The sequence below is a fragment of the Helicobacter marmotae genome, assembly GCF_003364255.1.
GTDB classification, from domain to species: domain Bacteria; phylum Campylobacterota; class Campylobacteria; order Campylobacterales; family Helicobacteraceae; genus Helicobacter_C; species Helicobacter_C marmotae.
This window is the reverse complement of sequence record NZ_NXLR01000011.1, coordinates 1-22332: the sequence shown is the minus strand read 5'-3', so window position 1 is coordinate 22332 and position 22332 is coordinate 1. Positions and strand designations below refer to the sequence as shown.

The window sequence follows — 22332 nt, the reverse complement described above, 5'->3', positions numbered from 1 at the left end:
ATTAATAGAAATGCCCCCAGCACAGGCGCTTTCAGGCGACAATTTAAAGCCCTCAAAAAAAAAGACTTGATAGATAAGCGTAGCTTAGCTATAAGTCAAGCTTTGAGGGCGTTTGTGTGAAATCAATTCACACAAACCAAGATATTGAATCAAATAGACTAAGCATTATGAATGATACTTTGAATCTTATGAGCCACTTGCATAGCTTTCATGCCATCATCTTGATTTGGTCTATTATCTGTAGGGATATTTTTACACATATTCACAAAGTCAATAAGCTCTGAGAGCAAGCTCTCCTGCCCTCTTACTTCAATAGTCTCGGTATTGGCACTAATGGAGACATTATCAAGCCGTTGCTCCACGCTCTGCTTATCCACAAAAACTTCCTTACGCAATAAATTACAATCAATATATTCATTATGTGTTGTAATGCTAATTTGGCGAAGTCGCTTCTCTGTAATGCGACTTGCTACGATATTAGAAAAAGAGCCATTTGTATGCTTCATACACGCCCTCGCATACTCTATCATACCATCTATCACCACGCCATGGGCATAAATATCTGCTATATCACCATTAAAATTAAGAGCCAAATCAATATCATGTATCATCAAATCAATCACAACATCAACATCTGTGATACGCGAACTCATCTTATTTGTGCGGGTGAGGTCGATGTTGATAATATTGTGATTATTATGGGCGAGAATGGCTTTGAGCGTGATAACAGCTGGATTATATCGCTCAATAAAGCCTACTTGAATATTTAAGTGTTTATCCTTAGCAAGATTTACTATCACTTGGGTTGATTCTAAGGTATTAGTCAGGGGCTTTTCTACAAAAATATTTTTCACATAATCGCTAACTTTATTAATATAATCAAAATGCGTGAAAGTAGGCGTTACAATAATGGCTCCATCGCAGCTTTTGAGGTCTTGGTCAAGATTCTCTAAAATTTTAATACCAAACTTCCTGCTCAAATCCTCGCATAGCTCTACATTGCTATCATATAAAAATGCAATTTCTACATCTTTAAGCATACTTAAGATTCTCAAATGGTTTTGCCCCATTTTCCCAATACCAAAGAGGGCAATACGTACGGGCTTATCCATTCACAACCTCTATTACCCTATCTTGCTCATCTTGGCTAAAAAACGCACTAAAAGGCAGGGAGAGGACATTATCACAAAGCTCTTCGCTCACAGGGAAATCGCCCTTTTTATAAGGATATGCCTTACATACAACTTCTTGCAAATGTAAAGGAATAGGATAATGCACCGCATAAGGGATATGCGCAGCTTCAAGCCTAGCTATTAGCGCAGCACGATTAGGGGTAGCAATGGAATATTGCGCATACGCACTGATATTACCCGCTGCTATAAAGGGGATAGTCACATCTTTAAGCTGCTCATCATATCGCTTTGCAATGACTTGACGCCTGTTGATTTCATCATCTAAATGTGCCAACTTCACACTTAAAATAGCTGCTTGGAGGGCATCAAGTCGCGCATTAAGCCCGATAAAGCTATGCTCATAACGTCTCATCTGCCCATGGTTAAGAAGATAGCGGATTTTTTGAGCCAAAGCCTTATTGTTTGTAAAGACCGCCCCACCATCACCATAGCAGCCCAAAGGCTTACTGGGGAAAAAGCTCGTAGTAGCCATCATGCTTGCATTGCAGGATTTGAGTGTTTTCCCATCACTTGTCTTCTGGCTTGCTCCAAAGCTCTGAGCGGCATCTTCAATCACAGGAATATCATATTTTTTGGCAATGGTATTTATAGATTCCATATCTGCCATTTGCCCAAAAATCGCCACGGGGATAATCGCCTTTGTATGGGAAGTAATGGCATTTTCAAGCTTTGATGGGGAGAGATTGTAGGTTTTAGGGTCAATATCTACAAACACAGGTTTTGCCCCAAGAAGCATAATCGCCTCTACACTTGCTATAAAGCTAAATGGGGAGGTAATCACCTCATCGCCGCTTTTTACATCAAGTGCCATAAGGGCTAAGATCAGTGCATCTGTCCCACTGCTGCATGCTATGGCTTCACTTCCCCTCACATACTCGCTAAGGGCGAGCTCTAAATCACTTACAGGCTTGCCCATAATAAATTGCGATGAATGCAATACATCTGATATTGCCCTATCAATTTCTGCCTTATAGCTTTGATACTGCGCTTTGAGATTAATAAATTCCACTTACAATGCCCTTACTTTCAAATTAGCCAAAGATTATAACAAAAAAATGGCAATCTCATTATTTTATATGCCTCTTATAAGCCATTACTCTCCCTCTCCATATACTCTACAATTTGGCGGGCTATCTCTGCTATAGAAGCACTGCCATTTACTCTATATTGAGCTTTTTTCTCATATATCTTTTTACGCTCATTGTAAAGTTGCTTTGCTTGAGGAATATTATGAAATAATGGACGCTTGTCTCTTTGAATACTATCAAGACGTTCAAGGATAGAATCAAATCTCACATCAAGCCAAAAAACCTTCCCCAAATAACTTATATCATTATAAACCGCCATTCCCCCGCCTGTGGCAATCACTGCATTTTTAACATTCGCCCCAAGCCATAAAATCAGCTGGGATTCTATACGGCGAAACCCACTCTCACCCACTGATTGAAAAATCTCTTTTATGCTTTTACCCATATTTTGCTCTATAATCTGGTCTGTATCAAGCAAGAATCTCCCCCCGAGTGAGGCTATTTCTCTACCGATAGTCGTTTTACCACAACCCATAAAACCAATCAAAACGATATTTTCCACACTCACTCCAAAGTAATCATAAAGCCATCGCGTTGGGGTGATATACGATATTTATAGCGTCCATCAAGCTCAATGGAGATTCTATAAAATCCCTCATGCGTAGAAACATCTGCCCCACTAAAATATTTTTTATTCAAAGTGATTTTTTCATATTCGCTCTCTTTAACCCCCTCAACATCAAGCACAAGCCGATAGGGCTCAGGCAAAATAAAATCTCGCAAGATTTTTTTACGTGTGGTTACAAAAAGCGTATTATTATTAATAATCAGCTCAAAACTGCCAACTTTAAAGCGATTTTCCGCCTTGTAGCTCGCACCCTCCGCCCTTTGAGAAATTAAAAGAGGATAATGCCAATCTATGCCCTCATCGAGTTGAATAATTTTATTTTCAATAGATCCATCAAGGTTTTGATATGTAATTTGCACACTTTTTAGCACTCTTGCCGTGCTTGGGAGCACAAACTCTACATTAGATAGCGGGTCTTGGTATATATTTGGAGGTTTATGGGCTTCTGCCTTTGGCGTAATCACAGATTCAAAAGGATTTTCCCTCGCCCATAGTATGCAAGAGAGACATAACCAAATCAATATGCTATTTTTCAAAATTTACTCCATTTAGCTCAAAAATCCGCCTTTGCAAACGAGCATTTTGCTCTTCTATCATCTGCGCATTTTGTATTAAACGCATTTTTTGTGCCCTTAATTGCAAGAGTACTTCCACAGAATTACTCCCAAAAAGGAGATAACCTATATAAAGTCCGCTTGCTACAATAATGCCAAAAATAGCAAACCAAACGCGATTCACATAAAGTAAGCGCCATAATTTTGAGGGTTTATCAAATAATTCTTGGTTGTGCTCAAGCATTTTTATGCCTATTTTTTAAAGAGTGTTTTGCCTATGTATTCTGTATCGCTCACTTCGCGTTCAATCTCAAGCAAGCGATTGTATTTTGCGATTCGCTCACTTCGCGCAGTAGAGCCTGTCTTAATCTCACATGTATTGAGAGCTACGGCAAAATCCGCAATAAAGGTATCTTCACTCTCTCCGCTTCTATGACTCATAATACATTTGTAATTATTGCGTTGGGCTAAGCGCACACTTTGCATTGTCTCACTCACACTGCCAATTTGATTAGGTTTAATCAAAATCGCATTAGCGACATTTTTATCAATACCCTCTTGCAAGATTTTTTTATTGGTTACAAACAAATCATCGCCCACTAATTGAATTTTCCCTCCAAGCTTTTGAGTAAGGGCTTTCCAGCCATCCCAATCATCTTCGCTCAAGCCATCTTCAATAGAAACAATAGGATATTTTGCGACAAGATTCTCATAATATTCAATCATACCCGCGCTATCAAGCACCTTGCCCTCGCCTTGCAAATGATATTTCCCATCTTTACCTACAAGCTCACTACTTGCTACATCAAGGGCAATGGCAATTTCATCAAGTGGCTTATAACCCGCTTTTTCAATGGCTTTAAGGATAAGCTCGATAGGCTCTTCATTGCTTTTAAGATTTGGGGCGAACCCTCCCTCATCACCAATACTTGTAATATGCCCACTTTCTTTAAGAATAGCTCTTAAATGATGATAGACTTCAGCAGAAGCACGCAGACTTTCTGCAAAAGTATCAAAGCCTAAGGGCATAATCATATATTCTTGGAAATCTACCGTGTTATCAGCATGGCTGCCGCCATTAATGATATTTAACATAGGCGTTGGGATAACAAGCGCATTACTCCCGCCTAAATAGCGATAAAGGGGCAAATGCAAAGATTGTGCGCTTGCCCTTGCAATCGCCATACTCACGCCTAAAATGGCATTTGCCCCAAGCTCTGAATAATTCTCTGTGCCGTCTATTTTTTTGAGAATCAAATCAATTTTGCTTTGATCATAAGGGGATACGCCATTAAGATGTGTGGCAATTTCTGTTTTAATATTCCCACAAGCCTTTAATACGCCCTTACCCAAATAGCGCTCTTTATCCCCATCACGTAGCTCTAGGGCTTCTCTTTTACCCGTGCTTGCACCACTTGGCACTATAGCCCCCGCCCTTGTGCCATCGCTTAATCTTACCATTGCCCTAATAGTAGGATTTCCACGACTATCCAACACTTCTTGTGCATCAATTGATTCAATATACACCATTTTATCTCCTTTGTTTATGCTTCAGATTCTGGCTCGCTAGGCAATGGCAAGATTTCATCTTGTGCGCCTATTTGCTCTTTAATCTTTGCAGTGATTTCATCTGCTAAAGCCTTATCTTCTTTAAGCAATACCTTTGCATTCTCACGTCCCTGCCCAAGCTTTTTATCGTTATAGCTAAGCCATGCACCACTTTTATCGATAATATCAAGCTTTATGCCATAATCGATAATCTCGCCCTCTTTACTAATACCCTCGCCAAACATAATATCAAACTCCGCTTCACGGAATGGCGGGGCAACTTTGTTTTTCACAACCTTTGCCTTTGTGCGGTTTCCAATTTGCTGGTCATTTTGCTTTAAGGTCGCTATTCTCCTTACATCTATACGCACACTCGCATAAAATTTCAGTGCATTACCGCCTGTGGTGGTTTCTGGGCTACCATAACCCATTGTGCCAATTTTCATACGAATTTGATTAATAAAAATCAATGTGGCATTCATCTTATGAAGCACACCTGTAATCTTGCGCAAAGCATGGCTCATAAGCCGCGCTTGCAACCCTACATGCTGCTCTCCCATATCTCCCTCAATTTCAGCCTTTGGCGTAAGGGCAGCCACAGAATCTATCACAATCAAATCCACTGCTCCACTTCGTGTAAGTGTCTCTAAAATTTCCAATGCCTGCTCACCTGTATCAGGCTGGGAGACAAGCAGATTCTCCGTATCTACACCCAAACGTTTTGCATAATATACATCAAGGGCATGCTCAGCATCGATAAAAGCACAAACTCCGCCTTGCCTTTGGCATTCTGCTACTACTTGAAGACTAAGGGTTGTTTTCCCACTTGATTCTGGACCATAGATTTCAATAATCCTCCCCTTAGGCACGCCGCCAATACCAAGAGCCATATCAAGCCCGAGTGAGCCTGTTGATATACTATCAATTTTCTCAACTTGTTTATCGCCTAAGCGCACTAAGGCACCCTTGCCAAATGCCTTGTCAATTTGCTTTAAGGCTAATTCTATGGCTTTTTGCTTCTTTTCATCTATCATTACTATCCTTTCTTAAACCCAGTGAGGGGGTAAAAATAGTGGATTTTATCCAAACTTGACTAAATTAACCTTATAATTTTATACAAAACCACAAGGAGAGATAATGATAAAACTTGCCCATAGCCCCGATGCTGATGATTTATTTATGTATTATGCTATTGTTTTTGGGTGGGTAGATTCTACAAATCTTCGCTTCTCTAATACCGCTGAAGATATACAAACGCTTAATCTTGCAACACTAAAGGGCATATATGATATTAGTGCTATTTCTTTTGCCCTCTATCCGCTCATCGCCCAAGACTATGCGCTTTTACGCACGGGTGTAAGCTTTGGCAATGGCTATGGACCAAAGCTTATTAAAAAGAAAAATACTCTCCTTAAAAAACATTTCAAAGTCGCCCTGAGTGGGGAGCATACAACCAATGCTATGATCTTTCGCATAGCTTATCCCAACGCACGCATTGTGTATAAAAACTTCTTGCAAATAGAAGAATCTGTGCTGAATGGAGAGGTAGATGCGGGCGTGCTGATACATGAGTCTATTTTAGATTTTGATGATAGTCTCTGTGTGGAGGCTGAATTATGGGATATATGGCAAGAATTAAGCGGGGGAGGGCTTCCCTTGCCACTTGGGGGTATGGCTTTGCGGCGCTCATTACCCCTCACTCAAGCAATAGAATGTGAAAATCTGCTCACAAAAGCTGTCCAACTTGCTGTAGAAAATAAACACATACTGAGTCAAATGCTCCTTGAGCGCGGCATTATCCGCGTAGATGCCAAACAGCTTGATACCTATCTCACACTCTATGCCAATGTAGATTCTATATCTATGAACGATAAGGAGCTAGAGGCGCTCAATAGGCTTTTTGCACTAGGCTATAATGCAGGATATTATAGGCAAAAGATAAAGGCACAAGATTATCTTATCCCCACTGAATATGCACAGCTAAGATTCTCCTAACCTAAGGCTGAAAGCAACTTATACCCGCAAAACCTCCTAGCCCTAATGCCCTTAAAACCTCTGTGTGTGAGGGGGTGATACCTCCAAGAGCGATGACTCTTTGACGCAAATGGCAAGGGATATGCTCGAAGACTTCTAAGCCTAAAGGTGCGCCTTTATTGGACGTGGGAAATATGGGGCTTAATGTGCAATAATGTGCCCCCAAATGCAAGGCATACATTAACTCTTCTACACTATGGGCACTATAGCCTATGATTTTATCTTGCTTTATCATTGTCTTTAGTGGAGCAATATAATCCAAAAGATGAGACTTTAAATGCACACCGCCAAATTCACAAGATAGCCTAAGGGCTTGTTGGGGGCTTGTGAATGGAATATTAAGTAAAAGCTTTTTACCAAAGGGGGAAAGCGTATCTAAAAAAAGTCTAATGTATTGCTCATTTTCATAGCGATACATAATCCAATCTATATTGAATCGAGGGATGGCTAAAGCGAGTGCGTGAATATACACCCTATCTATGGAGGGTGTAATCAAAAGGGAAGTAAAATTAGTGGTCTTCATCCACGACTACTGCGCCGTGAATATAAACATAAGTAAGAATCATAAAAACAAATGCTTGAAGTAAAGCCATAAAAGTAAGGATAGCAAATGGCGCTACAGGCACAACCCAAGGAGCGAGCATAAGCATAACAAGCAAGAACATATCATCACCCTTGATATTTCCAAACAAACGGAAAGAGAGGGAAATAATGCGTGAGAGATGAGAGATGATCTCCACAGGGAACATAAGCGGAGCAAGCCACCATACAGGACCCATAAAGTGCTTAAAGTATTTTAACACGCCTTGAGTACGGATACCCTCAAAGTGATAGTAAAAAAACACAACCAAAGCCAAAACCAATGTAAAGCTCCAGCTTGAAGTGGGAGATTCAAAGCCCGGAATGATACCAATGGCATTACCAAAAAACACTAAAAACGCAATAGTAGCTGCAAGCGGGAAGTACTTACGTGCTACTTCTTCACCCACAATGTCTTTTGCAAAAGTAATAATCCCCGAAATAATATACTCAAATACATTTTGTATGCCACCGGGCACAACTTGCATTTTGTGCGTAGCATAACGTGCAAAAATAAGGATAATCAATGCTACAAGCAGTGTATGAAAGCCGATAATAAAATCGTGGTCGCTATTAATCAAGCCTGCAAAAGTAAAAACTCTATCATCCATGCTAACCCCTTGAAGTTATGAAGTGCAAGGATTATGCCTTGTTTTTTGTTAGTTTTACTTTAAACTTTCTCTACTTTTATGAAAATTTTTGATTTAAGCGACCAATATGCCACAAAAATATAATAAATAATATACCCATAGGGAGGAGCAAACCTATTTCGGGGTATATAAGCCCTGCTACGCTTAATTGGGAGAGAGAGAAAAACAAGCCCCAAATAGCTAAAGCAGCCACAATGGAGACAAAGCTAATAAGCGCAAGATTCCCATAACGAGGCAGAGAGGGGATATAATAAGCAACAATGGCTATACAAAGAGGGACAAAAAATGGCACAATCAATAAGCCATAGAGGATTCCTCGTATTTTATGCGAGCTCACCCCTTGTTTATAGGCAATACGAAGTGAATTTAGGGCATCAATAACTGAGGCTGTGGGTTTGTCTTGAGCAATGGTCTCAAGCACCTTAGAGCTAAACCCCCTTAATGTCTCTATTTCTTTATTTACCCTCATCTTTAAAACACTCTCTCCTAATGCCAATATAGGAGCAATCTCCACACTTTTAGCGTCTTTAAGAATCCACGCATTGTTTTCAAAAAATGCTTCTTGTGCTTCATGGTATCCTACGAGCTTATGCTCATCATTGAGCGTAAAAATCTTAATACCCTCTGCCCTTGCCTCACCATTAAGCAAGGGATAAAGTGTGCGTAAAAAGATGTATTGATTATCGCTTTTTAAAAGCAGATTTTCTCGCACATTTTGTGTATTTTGATAGATAATACTCTCTGCATATTCTTGCGCATAAGCAAAAGATGTAGAGCTTAGCGCAATAAGACCTAGCGTAAAAAGACTTGAAATCAAAAGTAATGGATAGAGAATCTGCCTCTTAGAATACCCTAAAGCCATAAGCGCGGTAAGTTGCGAACTTTTAAGAAAAGCCATATAAAACAAAATCGAGCAAAGCACAAGAGAAATAGGCAGAGTATAACTTAAGGCGAAAATCCCATCATAAAACAAAAACAAAATAAGCAAATTAGCAGAATCTGGCAAATCATCAACATATTTTAATGTATCAATAGCAAGAAAAAACCCCTCCAAAGCCAAAAACACAATAAGAAAATACTTAAGGTAGTAAAATCCTATAAACCTGAAAGCCCTCATTTAGGCTCCTTAGAGGTATTGTTTGCTTGAGAATGTCGAGAATGTAAAGTCATTTGAGATTTTGTCTTAAAGCTAAAGTGATTTTGCAAGTATGCAAGTAGCTCTTGGGGGCTTTGATCAAATGCTGCACAAAAGTATTGGCAAAAATATTGGATAGAAGATTGTATAAGAGGCATTCTCTCCATGAGGCATTCTCTCTCTTGCTTGCTAAAATCACTTAATACATAATGCACAACATCTTCATTTGGATTCCTACCTATGCCTAAACGCAAGCGCAAATACTGCGACCCAATAGCTTTATCAATAGACTTTAAGCCATTATGCCCACCGCTTGAACCACCATATTTAAAACGTATATCACCCAATGCAATATCAAGCTCATCATGTATCACCAATGTATGAGCCACATCAAAATAACGCACAAAAGGGGCTATACTCTCACCAGAGCGATTCATAAAAGTATGTGGCTTAAGGAAGAATACCTTATGGGAATGCACTTGCAATGTGCCAACCTCTGCTTGAAACTTACTCTCAAAACACCAATGAAAGTTTAGGCTCTCTGATAGAAAATCAAGTGCGATAAAGCCCGCATTATGCCGAGTATTTTGGTATTTCAAACCGGGATTGCCAAGCCCCACAACAAGAAGGCAAGACATTATTTCGCTTTAATTACCCCAACTACCGCTACAGATGGGCGATTTATAATACTCACGCCATCAATTTGTGGTAAATCACGCACTAAAATAGAATCCCCCACATCTAGATCACTCACATCAAGTTCATACGTATTAGGGAGATTCTCTGGAGTGCATTTGACACTAATGCGCTTTGTAGAGACAAAAAGCACACCTTTATTTTTTAAGCCTTTCGCACTACCCTTGACACTCACAGGTACTTTATATTTGCTTACTATGCCTCTTTGGGCTAAAAGCAAATCAACATGAATGATAGTATTTGTCACAGGGTCTTTTTGATACTCCTGAATCACCACATCTAAAGTCTTCCCACCAACTTTAACCGGGAAGATTAAGGTATTTTTATGTTTGATAGCCTTAATGAAGTCATTCAGCTTAAAGGCGCAGTGGATATTCTCCTGCCCTTTACCATAAATGTTTGCAATTAGATAACCATCATTCCTCAAAGCTTTTGCCTGAGATTTAGAAATACTCTCTCTAATTTGTCCTTCTAACATTCCTATCCTTTATGCTTAAAATAAAAAATCGCCATTATACTCAAGCTAACTTAAATGCACTTGAGTTAGTCTCCTATATACACTTGACGTGGGCGAGTAATCCTTGTAGTTGGGTCTTTCACATGCTCTAAAAGCTGCGCACACCAACCGGGCATACGTCCAATAACAAAAATAGGCGTAAAGAGCGATACAGGGATTTTAAGGGCAGAGAGGATAATACCAGAATAAAAATCCACATTCGGATAGAGATTTCTCTCAACAAAATAGCTATCATGCAAGGCAACTTCCTCGACTTTATGCGCTAAGTCGCTTAAGCGGGAATCCATTTTAATCCCCTTAGCGTCTAAATCATCTTTAAGCTTTTTAAGAATCTTCGCGCGCGGGTCATAATTTTTATATACACGATGTCCAAAGCCCATAAGTCTAAATGGGTCATTTTTATCTTTGGCTTTAGCAATAAATTTATCAACATTCTTTGCATCGCCAATTTCATTAAGCATATCAAGCACCTTTTCATTCGCACCTCCATGTGCAGCACCCCACAGAGCGTTAATCCCCGCACTCAATGCCGCATAAGGATGCGCTCCTGTAGAAGCTACATTGCGAACGGTAGTCGTAGAAGCATTTTGCCCATGATCTGCATGGAGTATAAAGATCTTATCAAGTGCCTCTACTTCTAAAGGTGTAATCTCAACCGCACCTTTTATAGTCTGCTTCATCTTACCCCCCGGATACGCACGAAGCATATAGAGGAAATTCTCAATATACCCTCGCTCCACATCGGGGTAAATATAAGGTATCCCTAAAGAATGGCGATAAGCAAAAGCCACAAGTGTAGTGATTTTAGCTATAGCGCGCTTAGCCATTACTTGGCGCTCTTCTTCATTAGACATATCTATATGGTGGAAGTGAAATGTTGAGAGCGCAGAGAGTGCAGCAGAGAGATTTGCCATAGGATGTGCTGTATCAGGAAATGCTTTAAAAATATTGATAAGCCCCTCAGGCAGAAAACTCCTGTGCATAAGCTCTATTTCAAACTCTTTAGATTCTGTATCATTATTTGGAGCCTTGCCTGTAATGAGCAATTTACATACATCTGTAAAGTGATATTTATCCACAAGATCCGCTATAGGAATACCCTTATAAAGAAGCTCGCCTGCTTTGCCATTAATATAGCTAATGGTAGATTTACACCCCGCTGTCGAGCCATAACCCGGATCATAAGAAAAAATATTTGTACGTTCAAAAAGCTTAGAAAAATCCACCGCCTTAGGACCCCTTTTGCATTCAATTAAATCAAAATCAAAACTTTCTTTTGTTTCATTGTTCGTTAGAGTAATGGTTGCCATACTTTCTCTTTCAAATAGTATATACCTCGCATTATGGCACAAATGTCTTATCAAAAGTCAAAAAAAAATTAAATTTTCACTTAAAAATGCCCCAAAAAGCACTAAATGATACATTTAAGCCCTCAAACGAGATAAAAACTTTATAAAATTTCTTATATAATACATACATCATATAAATTTATAAAAACTCTTTAAGGACATCTTATGTCAAAGCATAAAATCATTTTAACCAAGCAAGATAGAGAAGAGCTTATGCCATTGCTCCATATCACAAAAGCTGAACGCGAGGTTATGCCTAAAGAAGTTTTAGAAAAGCTTGAACTTCTCCAATCTGAGCAAGAAGTGGGGCACTTTAAAGAGCTAGAAGAAATCATTGAAGAATCGTTGCAAATTGTGCAATCTCTCACACCCAATATGCTAAAGAGCAAATCCGCACAAACCCACATCAAGCAACAACTTCTCAAACAAGCCAAATATCATCTCTTCCTTGCCAAACGCAAAGCCCAACGTGCTCGCCATAAAACTCACTAACACTTATCCCATTAAAAATGAATGCACATCAGCATAAAGTGCTGAAAAATCGCTAATAATATGCCCTCCTTGTATATGACGTATTTGCGCATACTCTCCCCAATACGCCTCTGAGATACTCCCATCAATGCGTTCATCATCTACGCTTAAAAATACAAGTGTGCGGATAGCACTAGGCATAGGCGTGCGCAAGGCATGGGCATAACTTTGCCAATTTTTCCTAGAAAGGCTAAATCCAGCCCCCGTTGTGCTATTACTTTGAGGCATATTGATATATTTTTTTAGCTGACTAAGTGGCTCAAATACAGGATTAAAAAGTATAAAAACTTCAGGCAATGCTATATTAAGCTTTGGGGCGTGCAAAATAAGCTGCCAGAGATAAAATGCCCCCAATGAATTCCCTATAAAGCCAAAAGGAGGGCGGAATTTATGCTCTATAAGTTGGCTTTTGCAAGCTTGCAAATTTGTCCTAAAATCTCCGCCATTCTCATATATAAGCTCTAAGGGCGCAAGATTCAAACCCGCGCATATACCTTTATAGCTTAGAGAATTTTGCGATGAATGAAATCCATGAGAGTAGAAAAACTGCATTTGCTATTGTGCCCAATGCTCAAGTTGGAGCTCTTTGGGAATTGGCGAGACAAACTCATACCCCAAAAGCGCGATCTTATGGGCATGGAGCATAAGTCTTGGAGCACTATCTTGTATGCCATAGATTCTATCCCCATATATAGGGTGTTTGAGGCTTTGGCAATGCACGCGTATCTGATGTGTGCGCCCTGTAGTGATATAAACTTGCACTAAAGTCTTTTTACCCACAATAGCAAGTGGATTAAGCTGCGTATAAGCATATAAGCCATTTTTATCTATATATGATTTAGCAAATCCCCTCCTAATCGTGCTTATGGGCTTCTCTATAGAAATAGAATCCACTATACGCCCATGCACAATAGCTCGATATTCTTTCTGTACTTTTTGCTCCTTAAAAGCTTCTTTGCATTTTTTTGCAAAAGCACTTTTCTCTTTAATAAGCAATATCACACCACTTGTCTCTCTATCAAGCCTATGGAGCAAATTCCAGCCTTCATAAAATGTGCATAAATCATATGATTCTATAAATGCCGGTTTATCCACTGCAAGAATCTCATCATTGCAAAAAAGCACTTGAGGGGTGCGTATCTCTAAAATTTCAAAATGGCTATCAGAGGGGATATATGCACGGGCTAATGTAAGCTTTTTGCCCCCTATATGCACAAGCCCCTTATCAATCAATGCCTTAGCTTGCTTATGCGAGAGGGTATGCTTTTTAGCAAGAATCTTATAGGCTTTATCTTTGCTCATATTGTATCTTTGCTACAAGGGCATTAAGCTTCTCGTGCGAGCTTACATTTAAGGAGGTTGGTAGAAGAGATTCCCAACGATTGAGAGTATCAAAAAGGCTTTGTGGAGGGATTAACACATAATTTGCCACCTCCTCAAAAAGCGCATATTGGTTAAAAATATGCTCCCCGCTTATGAGCCTCGCTCCAAAAAATGCCGGCTCAAGGGGATTATGCCCTCCTACATTTTTGACAAAGCTCCCCCCAAGGATCACTACATCGCTTATCGCATAAAGGTTATTTAGCTCCCCTAATACATCAACCACAATGACATCACCCTCCCCCTCTAAGGCATTATTTGAAAACAAAGTTGTATGTGCAAACATACTCTTGCTTAACTCATAGACTTCCTTAAATCGTTCAGGGTGGCGGGGGGCTAGGAGTAAAAGTGCGTTTTTGCCATCTTTATATTGCTTAAAGGCTTCAAGCACAAGGAGCTCCTCACCTTTATGCGTGCTTGCAGCGATAAATACAGGCAAGTTTGGCTTAGCATAATGAGTGCTTAGCAATGGAGTATTAAGTGTCTTAAGATTCCCAAAAACCTCAACGCTCCTCGCCCCTAAATCTTCTAATCTCTGCTTGTCTTTATGGCTTTGTGCCAATACCTCATCAATGAGTGCAAATACCCCACGATAAAACCACGCAAAGCGTTCATAGCTTTTTAACGAACGCTCAGAAATACGTGCATTAAGGAGTAAAGTGCGGGCATTATGAGATTTTGCAAAGTAAAAAAGCATTTTCCACATTTCCGCTTCTGTAACAACAAGCGTTTTGAGCTTGGCACAACGCCTCCCCCACATAAATAAAAATATTTCAAAAGGCAAATAACGTACCATAATAGGAGCCTTATATGTCTGCTCATAAAGACGTTTTGCCTCTTTGTAGCCAGTGTGTGTAATGGTCGTAATAAGAATAGGCGCAGATTCAGTGCTAAGTGTGCTAAGGAGTGGCTGCAAGGATCGTATTTCACCAAATGAACACGCATGAAACCAATAATATGGCTCATATTCAAGCTTTTTAATATGCCATGGAAAAAAACGTGCAGGAATAGAATCGCGATGTTTAGAGCGAAATGAACTCACAATTAAAAAAGGCAAAGCCACCACAAAAATGAGCACACAAGCAAGATAATAGAGAAAAGGAAAAGGGGGTGATATATGATTTTTCAAAGCATTCACCTCCTTTTAATATCAAGTTAATATCAATTATGCTTTCGTCTTTTTCTTAGGCTTTTCTTCTAAATCTGCTTGTGACTCTTCGGGCTTGATATACAAAATACGCCCACAATGAGGGCAATTAATAATATCATTGCCCTTAAGAATCTCATTATAAATACTCTCATTTAGTCTAATAAAACACCCGCCACAAGCTTGTTTAAACACAGGCACAACGCTCGTATTTAATGCCCAACGTCTAATTTTGGCATAAAAGCCTGTAATTTTGCTATCCATTTGCGTTACAAGGGCTTGCTTTTGTTCAAAAAGCTTTTGTTGTGTTTTTTTAATTTCTTCTACTTCTTTTTGTGTTTTCACTTCAAGCTCTTGTATGGCTTTATCTAATTCATCTAATTGTGGGGTATATGCTTGCTTTTGTTCAGTTTTAGCATTTTTCAATGCTTCAAGTCGCTCTATCTCGGCATTAGAGTGCGTCATATTCTCTTTGGCAATATCATTTTCCACATCAAGGGCGCGTACTTCTTTTTCTGTTTTCACTTCTTTTTGCTTTTTGATGATTTGCTCTAATTTAAGAGACGCCTCTTGTATATTGCGATCATGGCGGGATATTTCAAGCTCAATATTATGAATCTCCTCGCCCAAAGCCGCTACATCTTTTAAAATATGTTCTTTTTGCTTGATTTTCTCATCAAGCCCAGAACGTGCTTGAGAAATCTTAGGCTCTAAATCATCAATTTGCTTATCAAAGCTCGCTACTTTTATGAGTTCTTCTAAATGTTTATTCATTACATCTCCTTGGATATGGGGTATCTCTTAACTTGACTGCAGGCATAAAGAGAATGGATTTTTACAATCTTTAATTATAACCTTATATCCTGCATTTTGCAAAATAGATTGAAAAATTTCTACAAAATACTTTTCACTCTCATAATGCCCCATATCAATTAAACTTATACCCATACTTTTAGCACTCATTGCATCGTGGTGCTTAATATCGCCGGTAATAAAGCAAGTTCGCTCCAAAAGTGGCAATGAATCAAGTAAAGAGCAGCCACTCCCACAGACCACATACACCTCTTCAATCAAATGATCTACACTCGCTTGTACTACATTCACACTCCTAGCCCCAAGGGCAGAGCATACATAATGCCCAAGCTCCATAAGAGGCATAGCCTCAATCCTCCCATACATACACAAGCCTTGAGGGAGAAAATGCCTCCATTTGAGCACATTATGCGTAAGATAGGCATTCAAATGAGATTTATCAAAATTCGTGTGCAAGCTTAAAAGAGAGCATTGCTTAGCAATGAGAATACTTGCAAGATTCGCAGGATATGTATCTGTATGAAAGGCACTTAATGCTCTAAAAAACAAAGGATGGTGAGTGATAACCAACGTATGAGGCTTTAAAGAGAGGGCTATCTCTTTACTAAGCTCAAGGCAAACCACTATGTCGCTACATTCATCATTCAAACTTCCTAAATTTAAGCCACTTTTATCCCATGATTCTTGGCTATCAAATGGTGATAGGCTATCGCATAACTCATATATATCTCTCACTTTATAAGCCATAATCCTACCTCCTATGCCCTAAAGCCCCATTGCTTTTGTATATCTTTAATCTGCTCACTTTGCAATTCTATTATCATCACGCCCTCTCTTTCTTCAAGGCTATCCTCTATATGCCCATCTGCATTCACAAAAAGGCTATCCCCATAGAATCTCCATATCGCCCCATCATAGTTAAGCTCGCCAATACGATTAATACGCAAGATCACCATATTATTATTAAAAGCCCGTGCTTGGGTTAAAATACGCCAACGTTCTTGTGAGGCAAATGTATTGCTACAAGGCATAATGACCACATCAACGCCTGCACGCTTCAATTTAAGCCATATCTCATCAAAATGGACTTCAAAGCCACTCACAAGAGCGATTTTACAACCATCTTTTTCAAAAATAAGCGGGGTTTTAGGCGATTTGGGCAAAGCATTATCAAAAAAGTCTCTCTCATTCCAATGAGAATAAGCCATAAGACGTTGCGGATAGTAGAATTGAACACTCTCTTGCTGAATAAGTACGATACTTTTATAAAGTTTGTCTTCTTTTGCATGTATCACGGGGGCTACTATATCAAGCTTGTATTTGTGAGATAGCTTTTTTAGGGTATTTATAAGCATATTGCATTCTTTATAGAATCTTGCATCTTTTAGCACATCGCGATAAAAGGGAGAAAACACATATTCGCCAAATGCAGCTAAATGCACCTTTTGCTTCTTGCAGCTCTGTAAATACTTGCTTAGTCTCACATCATTAGAGGCAAGTGGCGGAAGCTGCAAGAGAGCAAGATTCATTAATTATCCTTCTTTAATGGCTTTAAGTGGGTCTCAAAGCATTGTAGCATATCAAGTTTGCTTATAAGCTGAAATAAAGCAAGCTAGGGCGTATGATAATTAATTTTATAAAATGTATAGTCTCCCTGCTTGAAGATAGGAATTAAATATGGCATAAAACTTTCATCTACGCTCAAACCCCGATAATCCAAAAGATATTGTGCTTCTAAAAGCTTATCTAAGGTATGTGTAGCAAAGCTTAGGCGATTGGTAAATAAATACAACACTCTAGGCTTAAAAAAGATAATCACATCTTGGCTTTGTGTATGCTCTTTAATATATGTATATATGGCTTGACTTTGTGCGTTATTGGCGGGGTAGTACTTCTCTAATATCACTTCTTTATGCTTAATATGCAGACTATAGGCAAAATGGGCTATCTTTAAAGCAAAAAACATCAGAGTAAGGGTCATTAAGCTTATACAAATGATTTTAAGGCTTAAAGAGCAACGTTGCATAACTCTCATAACCCCAAAAGCACACCAAAACACCATAAAAGGTAGCATACAAAATACAAATCTAATCCCCTGCAAGGCGGGCCACAAAATCAACATACACAACGAGCCGAGCACAAAAAGTATAAAAAACATATCTTGCTTATATCGTTCTCTAAGCCCTATAAACATAAATATACACGCAAGCACAAAAGCCACAAACCCAAAAGGATTAGGTATAAGGTAGCTTGGCTTAAAAGACAACAACTCAAGCGGATTAGGAAAGCTAAAAAAATCGCTAAAAACACCCATATAATAGAGCATATTTCTAGCAATACTCTGCCAACTTATAGATTCTAAAACGCCTATATGCCCCTCACCACCAAATGAAGAGAAACTATAGCCTATAAAGACAAAAAACAAGAGACAAATCAAATATGGCATTATATAGGCTATGCTCCAAAAGCTCTTTAAGCAAAGCGCACTATATGGACAAAGTTTGGCAATCCTTGATTGTGGCAGCAAGCATTTCAAAAGAAGCAGACATTCCATCGCAAAAAATGCACAGAAAATAATAACCCCATTACTGCGAATACATAATGCTATACTTGCAAAGATTCCCCCTAAAATCGCATAAAGAAGAGGCTTATACCCCCCCCCCCGCAGAGGTCGCAAGCAGACGTTCTAAACACAATATGGCAAAAAAGCTTGCGCAAAGATAGGGAATATCTGAGAGAATATTATTTGCAAACCCCACAAGAAGCGGATTAAGCATAAAAAAGAGTGTTGCTATAATGCAAGCACTTCTCTTAAGCCTTGAAGCACAAAAACAATAAAACCCCGCGACAAACAAGCCAAAGCTTATGACCCCTACCATTTTCAAAGCATAAAAAGACAAGCCAAACATCGCATACAATGGTGCAAGCAACAAAGGAAACCCCCACGGATACACATAAGGACCAAAAAGTGAATCACAATGGCTCATCATAAAGGTATTATTAGCTATTTGCTCTTTTATAGAATCTGAGACAATGGCTATAGCTTGTGCGATATATTGAGAAAAGTCTCCACCCCAATCATGCCCATTATGCAAAATAAGTATCTGCAACGCACAGCTAAAGATAAAAACCAAACACATTTGAGCAAATATTCCCATCTTAGCCCTAAACATATAACTCCTTTCCAACTCCCCCTCTCATCTACTCTTGCAATCTATTCTTCTTGCATTTGCGCGCGCACTTGAGAGAGCCCTGATAAGCAATTCTCCGCCTTGCAATCAAGCTTTGCACTAATCTCACCTAATTTATTATAACTTCTTTGCCAAAGGGCTTGATTATCCTCATAAAGCATTTGCATTTTTACCTTGCCATCAGGGTAAAACCATGTAACTTTCACTTGAGCGGGGATTCCTTGAATATACTCAAACTCCGTGCTTAAAGCACCATTTGTATCATAGCTACGTTCAAAGCCAACTTTCTGTCCATTTTTATAATGTGATTCTCTATGCAGGGCACCATTTTCATAATATTCGCGCACATCGCCATTTTTTACACCTTGAAGATATGTAGCCACTTCTATGGTTTGACCATTGGGAGAGAATTTCCGCGCTTGCCCATCAAGCTTGCCATTCTTATAATGATACTGCTGAGCGATTTTGCCATTTTGATGATACTCTACACTCTTGCCCTCTAAGATTCCATTATTATAATGCTCCTCTTTAGCAAGCTTGCCATTTTCATAATACCACTTTGCCTTATCTTGTATTTTATCTTCATTGTAGATAATCTCTGAGCGCAAGATATTATGCGGGTAAAACTCCCATGCTACCCCCTGAAGCTTATTATTTTTATAATACGCATCATAAATCACTTCCCCCTCAGGTGAATATTTGAGCTCCCTGCCCTCTTTACGCCCATTGACAAAGTGCATTTGATAGAGTAAATGCCCCTCTCCACTATACCACGCCTCCCTGCCATGCTTTATATCTGTGCCTTTTATATAGCTAATCTTTCCTTGCAAGACTTCTCCCGCCGTTTTTTTAGTAATCGTGCGTATCTCAAGCTCTAAGCCCACACAAATGCTAAATAGCCCCAATACAGATAATACTACCCTTAGCACCGCTCGCTCCCTCTATGAATTCCTAACACCAATTTGATAATACACAAAGCCTTTAGATGCTAAATGGCAATGCTGATAAATATTGCGCCCATCAAAAACCACAGGCTCGCTTAAAAGCTTTTTTATCTCTTCAAAATCCGGACTTCTAAACTCCCGCCATTCCGTCAAAAGCACTAGGCTTTGTGCATTTTTAAGCGCCTCATATTTGCTTGAATACAAAGTAATATGCTCTAAAATATCTTTGAAATAAAACTTAGCCTGTGAAAATGCCTTTGGATCATATGCTTGAATCTTCGCTCCCCTCTTTACTAGCTCCCTCACAAGCACTAAAGAGCTTGCCTCGCGCATATCATCAGTCTCTGGCTTAAAGCTAAGCCCCCAAAGGGCGAAAGTTTTTCCCCTTAAATCCTCTCCAAAATGCCCTACAATCTTCTCTACCAAAAGCATTTTTTGCTTTTCATTCACTTCTTGCACAGCTTTTAATATCACTGCCTCATAGCCAGAATCTTGTGCGCTTTTTTCTAATGCCCGCACATCTTTAGGGAAGCAACTCCCCCCATAACCACAACCCGGATAAATAAAGCTATAGCCAATGCGTGAATCTGAGCCAATCCCCAAACGTACATCATTGATATTTGCCCCTACCCTCTCGCAAATTTGAGCCATTTCATTAATAAAGCTAATCTTTGTAGCAAGCATAGCATTTGCCGCATATTTAGTCATTTCAGCAGATTCTATACCCATAGTAAGGAATCTATCACTTTTGAGTAAAAACGGCGCATAAAGGGATTTCATCACTTCAAGGGCACGTGCCGAATCTGAGCCTATCACCACCCTATCTGGGCTCATAAAATCCTTAATAGCCACACCCTCTTTTAAAAATTCCGGATTACTCACTACATCAAAGCAAAATTCCAAGCCACTCTCCCCGCACCCTGCCTTTATACCGCGACTTTGCAAGATAGATTCTATAATTTCGCGCACCATTTTTGCGCTCCCCACAGGCACGGTGCTTTTATTAACCACCACACAATAGCCTGCCTGCATATATGTGCCAATATCTTTTGCCACACTTTGTACATATCTTAAATCCGCACTGCCATCTTCGCCCATAGGCGTCCCCACCGCGATAAAAATCACTTGTGCATTTTGGAGGGCTTGGGGCTTATTGGTAGTAAAGGAGAGTGTCCCTAAGGCTACATTATCTTTAACCATCGATTCTAAGCCGGGCTCATAAATAGGTATCTCCCCATTTGATAAAGCCTCTATCTTGGCTTCATCTACATCAAGGCAGATGACATGATTCCCCATTTGAGCAAAGCACGCTCCCGCTACAAGCCCCACATACCCACTGCCAACAATGCTAACCTGCATTTACGCTCCTTTAGACATATTTGAGAGATTGGTAAAAATCGTTTTTAAACAACGTTTGATTACATCTTCCTTTTGTTCCTTACTTATATCTACCTCTTGTCCTATGCCGAGATATTTTTTCTCACTGAGCTTGAGTGTGCTTGTGGCATTTTGCTCAATGCTTTTAGAGGTATGAGTAAGCTTAAATTGCATATCACCACGAAGTGTTATACTATCCTTAGAGCTAAGAAGACTTGTGTTTTCTTTTGTCTCCAAGAGGGCGAGATTATAGAAAATATCAAGTTTATAGACATTGTCTGTGGGCTTTTTGACTTTATCAAAGCACCCACTTTGTGCTAATGCTACATCCAAAATAGGCATAAATTCTTCTTTTGAGAGGATATTATCTTTATGTGTTTGTATTTCCCCTAATATGATTTGATACTCGGGGTTTTTGCAAAATTGAGTGGGTTTAGCAGGCGGGGTATCAGGCTTCTTTGAAGCACAACTTGTTGTAAGCAACACTGCAGCAAACATAGCTACATAAAATAACATTTTCATACATACTCCTTAAGCGATCTCTCTATTCTATAATAATTTAAAAAATAAAAAACTATGAGAATCGCTGAAGACATATTGTGCTCATTACATTTTCATTATCTCTAGAGCCTTCTGTAGAGCCTAAGAAATTTTAACACTTCATTGTGTAGATTAAAGATTTTTTAGAGGGTATCGCAGACTCTTGCTCGCCCCCATTTTGCTAAAAGCCCATAAGGCATAGAGGCATCTTTTAAGGCTTTTTAAGTGAGAGGGGCTGAACTTCAACAAAAGGTAGTTAGTTTATCATCTCTTTAGTGATTCTAGTAGAAACTCTTCAGCCCAGCTCTTCCAAGACTAAAAGAGCTGACAAACTTAGCTACCGCTTGAATTACTCAACAAATCGCTTAAATGAAGTGTTAAAACTCTCAAGGCTACATAAATCGGTCTATTTTTCACCACATTTGCACTTGTAGGTGTGAGTAATGCAATAAACATTATAGATGGATTCAATGGTCTAGCAAGTGGTGTGTGCTTGCT

26 protein-coding genes and 1 pseudogene are annotated in these 22332 nt (G+C 39.3%); 3 read left to right on the top strand and 24 right to left on the bottom strand.

Going from position 1 to position 22332, the window contains the following annotated elements:
- Window positions 1-158: 158 nt before the first annotated feature.
- From CQA63_RS06345 to recA, 7 genes are all read right to left on the bottom strand, one after another.
- On the bottom strand, window positions 159-1112 hold the full coding sequence (locus tag CQA63_RS06345) for a Gfo/Idh/MocA family protein (RefSeq protein ID WP_104699771.1): 954 nt from the start codon (window positions 1110-1112) through the stop codon (window positions 159-161).
- Window positions 1105-2202 carry a DegT/DnrJ/EryC1/StrS family aminotransferase gene (locus tag CQA63_RS06340; RefSeq protein ID WP_104699772.1) on the bottom strand — a complete coding sequence of 366 codons (1098 nt, stop codon included), beginning with the start codon at window positions 2200-2202 and terminating at the stop codon, window positions 1105-1107. The genes CQA63_RS06345 and CQA63_RS06340 overlap by 8 nt, the downstream gene beginning before the upstream one ends.
- A gap of 74 nt (window positions 2203-2276) precedes the next feature.
- Complete coding sequence (locus tag CQA63_RS06335; RefSeq protein WP_104699773.1) at window positions 2277-2783, bottom strand: shikimate kinase; 507 nt, start codon at window positions 2781-2783, stop codon at window positions 2277-2279.
- Window positions 2784-2785: 2 nt separating this feature from the next.
- On the bottom strand, window positions 2786-3385 hold the full coding sequence (locus CQA63_RS06330) for an AMIN domain-containing protein (protein ID WP_104699774.1): 600 nt from the start codon (window positions 3383-3385) through the stop codon (window positions 2786-2788).
- On the bottom strand, window positions 3375-3647 hold the full coding sequence (locus CQA63_RS06325; RefSeq protein ID WP_104699775.1) for a hypothetical protein: 273 nt from the start codon (window positions 3645-3647) through the stop codon (window positions 3375-3377). The genes CQA63_RS06330 and CQA63_RS06325 overlap by 11 nt, the downstream gene beginning before the upstream one ends.
- 8 nt (window positions 3648-3655) lie before the next feature.
- On the bottom strand, window positions 3656-4933 hold the full coding sequence (eno, locus tag CQA63_RS06320) for a phosphopyruvate hydratase (RefSeq protein WP_104699776.1): 1278 nt from the start codon (window positions 4931-4933) through the stop codon (window positions 3656-3658).
- A gap of 14 nt (window positions 4934-4947) precedes the next feature.
- Window positions 4948-5985, bottom strand: coding sequence for a recombinase RecA (gene recA / locus CQA63_RS06315; protein WP_104699777.1), 1038 nt, complete (start codon window positions 5983-5985; stop codon window positions 4948-4950).
- A 103-nt stretch (window positions 5986-6088) separates the two neighbouring features.
- Here recA and CQA63_RS06310 point away from each other — a divergent pair, with 103 nt between their 5' ends.
- Window positions 6089-6946 (top strand): menaquinone biosynthesis family protein, encoded by an 858-nt coding sequence (locus CQA63_RS06310; RefSeq protein WP_104699778.1) that lies wholly within the window; start codon window positions 6089-6091, stop codon window positions 6944-6946.
- A 1-nt stretch (window position 6947) separates the two neighbouring features.
- Here CQA63_RS06310 and CQA63_RS06305 read toward each other — a convergent pair whose 3' ends face one another.
- From CQA63_RS06305 to CQA63_RS06280, 6 genes are all read right to left on the bottom strand, one after another.
- A complete protein-coding gene (locus CQA63_RS06305) occupies window positions 6948-7481 on the bottom strand; it encodes a thiamine phosphate synthase (RefSeq protein WP_244916279.1) in 534 nt (177 codons plus the stop codon).
- A gap of 13 nt (window positions 7482-7494) precedes the next feature.
- Entirely contained in the window at window positions 7495-8175 is a 681-nt protein-coding gene (locus CQA63_RS06300; RefSeq protein ID WP_104699780.1) for a F0F1 ATP synthase subunit A, read from the bottom strand.
- Between the two features lie 76 nt (window positions 8176-8251).
- Entirely contained in the window at window positions 8252-9331 is a 1080-nt protein-coding gene (locus CQA63_RS06295; protein ID WP_104699781.1) for an LptF/LptG family permease, read from the bottom strand.
- Complete coding sequence (gene pth, locus CQA63_RS06290; protein WP_104699782.1) at window positions 9328-9987, bottom strand: aminoacyl-tRNA hydrolase; 660 nt, start codon at window positions 9985-9987, stop codon at window positions 9328-9330. Before pth ends, CQA63_RS06295 begins: the two co-directional genes overlap by 4 nt.
- Window positions 9987-10523, bottom strand: a complete 537-nt coding sequence (locus tag CQA63_RS06285) for a 50S ribosomal protein L25/general stress protein Ctc (RefSeq protein ID WP_104699783.1) — start codon at window positions 10521-10523, stop codon at window positions 9987-9989. The genes pth and CQA63_RS06285 overlap by 1 nt, the downstream gene beginning before the upstream one ends.
- 65 nt (window positions 10524-10588) lie before the next feature.
- On the bottom strand, window positions 10589-11872 hold the full coding sequence (locus CQA63_RS06280; protein ID WP_104699784.1) for a citrate synthase: 1284 nt from the start codon (window positions 11870-11872) through the stop codon (window positions 10589-10591).
- 204 nt (window positions 11873-12076) lie between these two features.
- Between CQA63_RS06280 and CQA63_RS06275 the strand changes: the two genes are divergently transcribed.
- The gene (locus CQA63_RS06275; protein ID WP_104699785.1) at window positions 12077-12403 is read left to right on the top strand and encodes a hypothetical protein; all 327 of its coding nucleotides are present in this window, start codon (window positions 12077-12079) and stop codon (window positions 12401-12403) included.
- Window positions 12404-12406: 3 nt separating this feature from the next.
- Here CQA63_RS06275 and CQA63_RS06270 read toward each other — a convergent pair whose 3' ends face one another.
- From CQA63_RS06270 to CQA63_RS06220, 11 genes are all read right to left on the bottom strand, one after another.
- Window positions 12407-12994: a YqiA/YcfP family alpha/beta fold hydrolase gene (locus tag CQA63_RS06270; protein ID WP_104699786.1), complete on the bottom strand. Its 588-nt coding sequence runs from the start codon at window positions 12992-12994 to the stop codon at window positions 12407-12409.
- 3 nt (window positions 12995-12997) lie between these two features.
- Complete coding sequence (locus CQA63_RS06265) at window positions 12998-13744, bottom strand: pseudouridine synthase family protein (protein WP_104699787.1); 747 nt, start codon at window positions 13742-13744, stop codon at window positions 12998-13000.
- A complete protein-coding gene (waaA, locus tag CQA63_RS06260; protein WP_411710155.1) occupies window positions 13731-14951 on the bottom strand; it encodes a lipid IV(A) 3-deoxy-D-manno-octulosonic acid transferase in 1221 nt (406 codons plus the stop codon). Before waaA ends, CQA63_RS06265 begins: the two co-directional genes overlap by 14 nt.
- A gap of 36 nt (window positions 14952-14987) precedes the next feature.
- Complete coding sequence (locus CQA63_RS06255; RefSeq protein ID WP_104699788.1) at window positions 14988-15743, bottom strand: zinc ribbon domain-containing protein; 756 nt, start codon at window positions 15741-15743, stop codon at window positions 14988-14990.
- 27 nt (window positions 15744-15770) lie between these two features.
- Window positions 15771-16529, bottom strand: a complete 759-nt coding sequence (locus CQA63_RS06250; RefSeq protein ID WP_104699789.1) for a Nif3-like dinuclear metal center hexameric protein — start codon at window positions 16527-16529, stop codon at window positions 15771-15773.
- Window positions 16530-16540: 11 nt separating this feature from the next.
- Window positions 16541-17311, bottom strand: a complete 771-nt coding sequence (locus CQA63_RS06245) for a carbon-nitrogen hydrolase family protein (protein ID WP_104699790.1) — start codon at window positions 17309-17311, stop codon at window positions 16541-16543.
- A gap of 83 nt (window positions 17312-17394) precedes the next feature.
- Complete coding sequence (locus tag CQA63_RS06240; RefSeq protein ID WP_104699791.1) at window positions 17395-18336, bottom strand: hypothetical protein; 942 nt, start codon at window positions 18334-18336, stop codon at window positions 17395-17397.
- A 94-nt stretch (window positions 18337-18430) separates the two neighbouring features.
- Entirely contained in the window at window positions 18431-18955 is a 525-nt protein-coding gene (locus CQA63_RS06235; RefSeq protein ID WP_104699792.1) for a hypothetical protein, read from the bottom strand.
- A gap of 41 nt (window positions 18956-18996) precedes the next feature.
- Window positions 18997-19902: a toxin-antitoxin system YwqK family antitoxin gene (locus CQA63_RS06230; RefSeq protein ID WP_104699793.1), complete on the bottom strand. Its 906-nt coding sequence runs from the start codon at window positions 19900-19902 to the stop codon at window positions 18997-18999.
- A gap of 12 nt (window positions 19903-19914) precedes the next feature.
- The gene (locus CQA63_RS06225) at window positions 19915-21276 is read right to left on the bottom strand and encodes a UDP-glucose dehydrogenase family protein (protein ID WP_104699794.1); all 1362 of its coding nucleotides are present in this window, start codon (window positions 21274-21276) and stop codon (window positions 19915-19917) included.
- Complete coding sequence (locus CQA63_RS06220) at window positions 21277-21816, bottom strand: hypothetical protein (protein ID WP_104699795.1); 540 nt, start codon at window positions 21814-21816, stop codon at window positions 21277-21279.
- 418 nt (window positions 21817-22234) lie between these two features.
- Here CQA63_RS06220 and CQA63_RS06215 point away from each other — a divergent pair.
- Window positions 22235-22332, top strand: a pseudogene (locus CQA63_RS06215) (hypothetical protein); the annotation flags it as partial.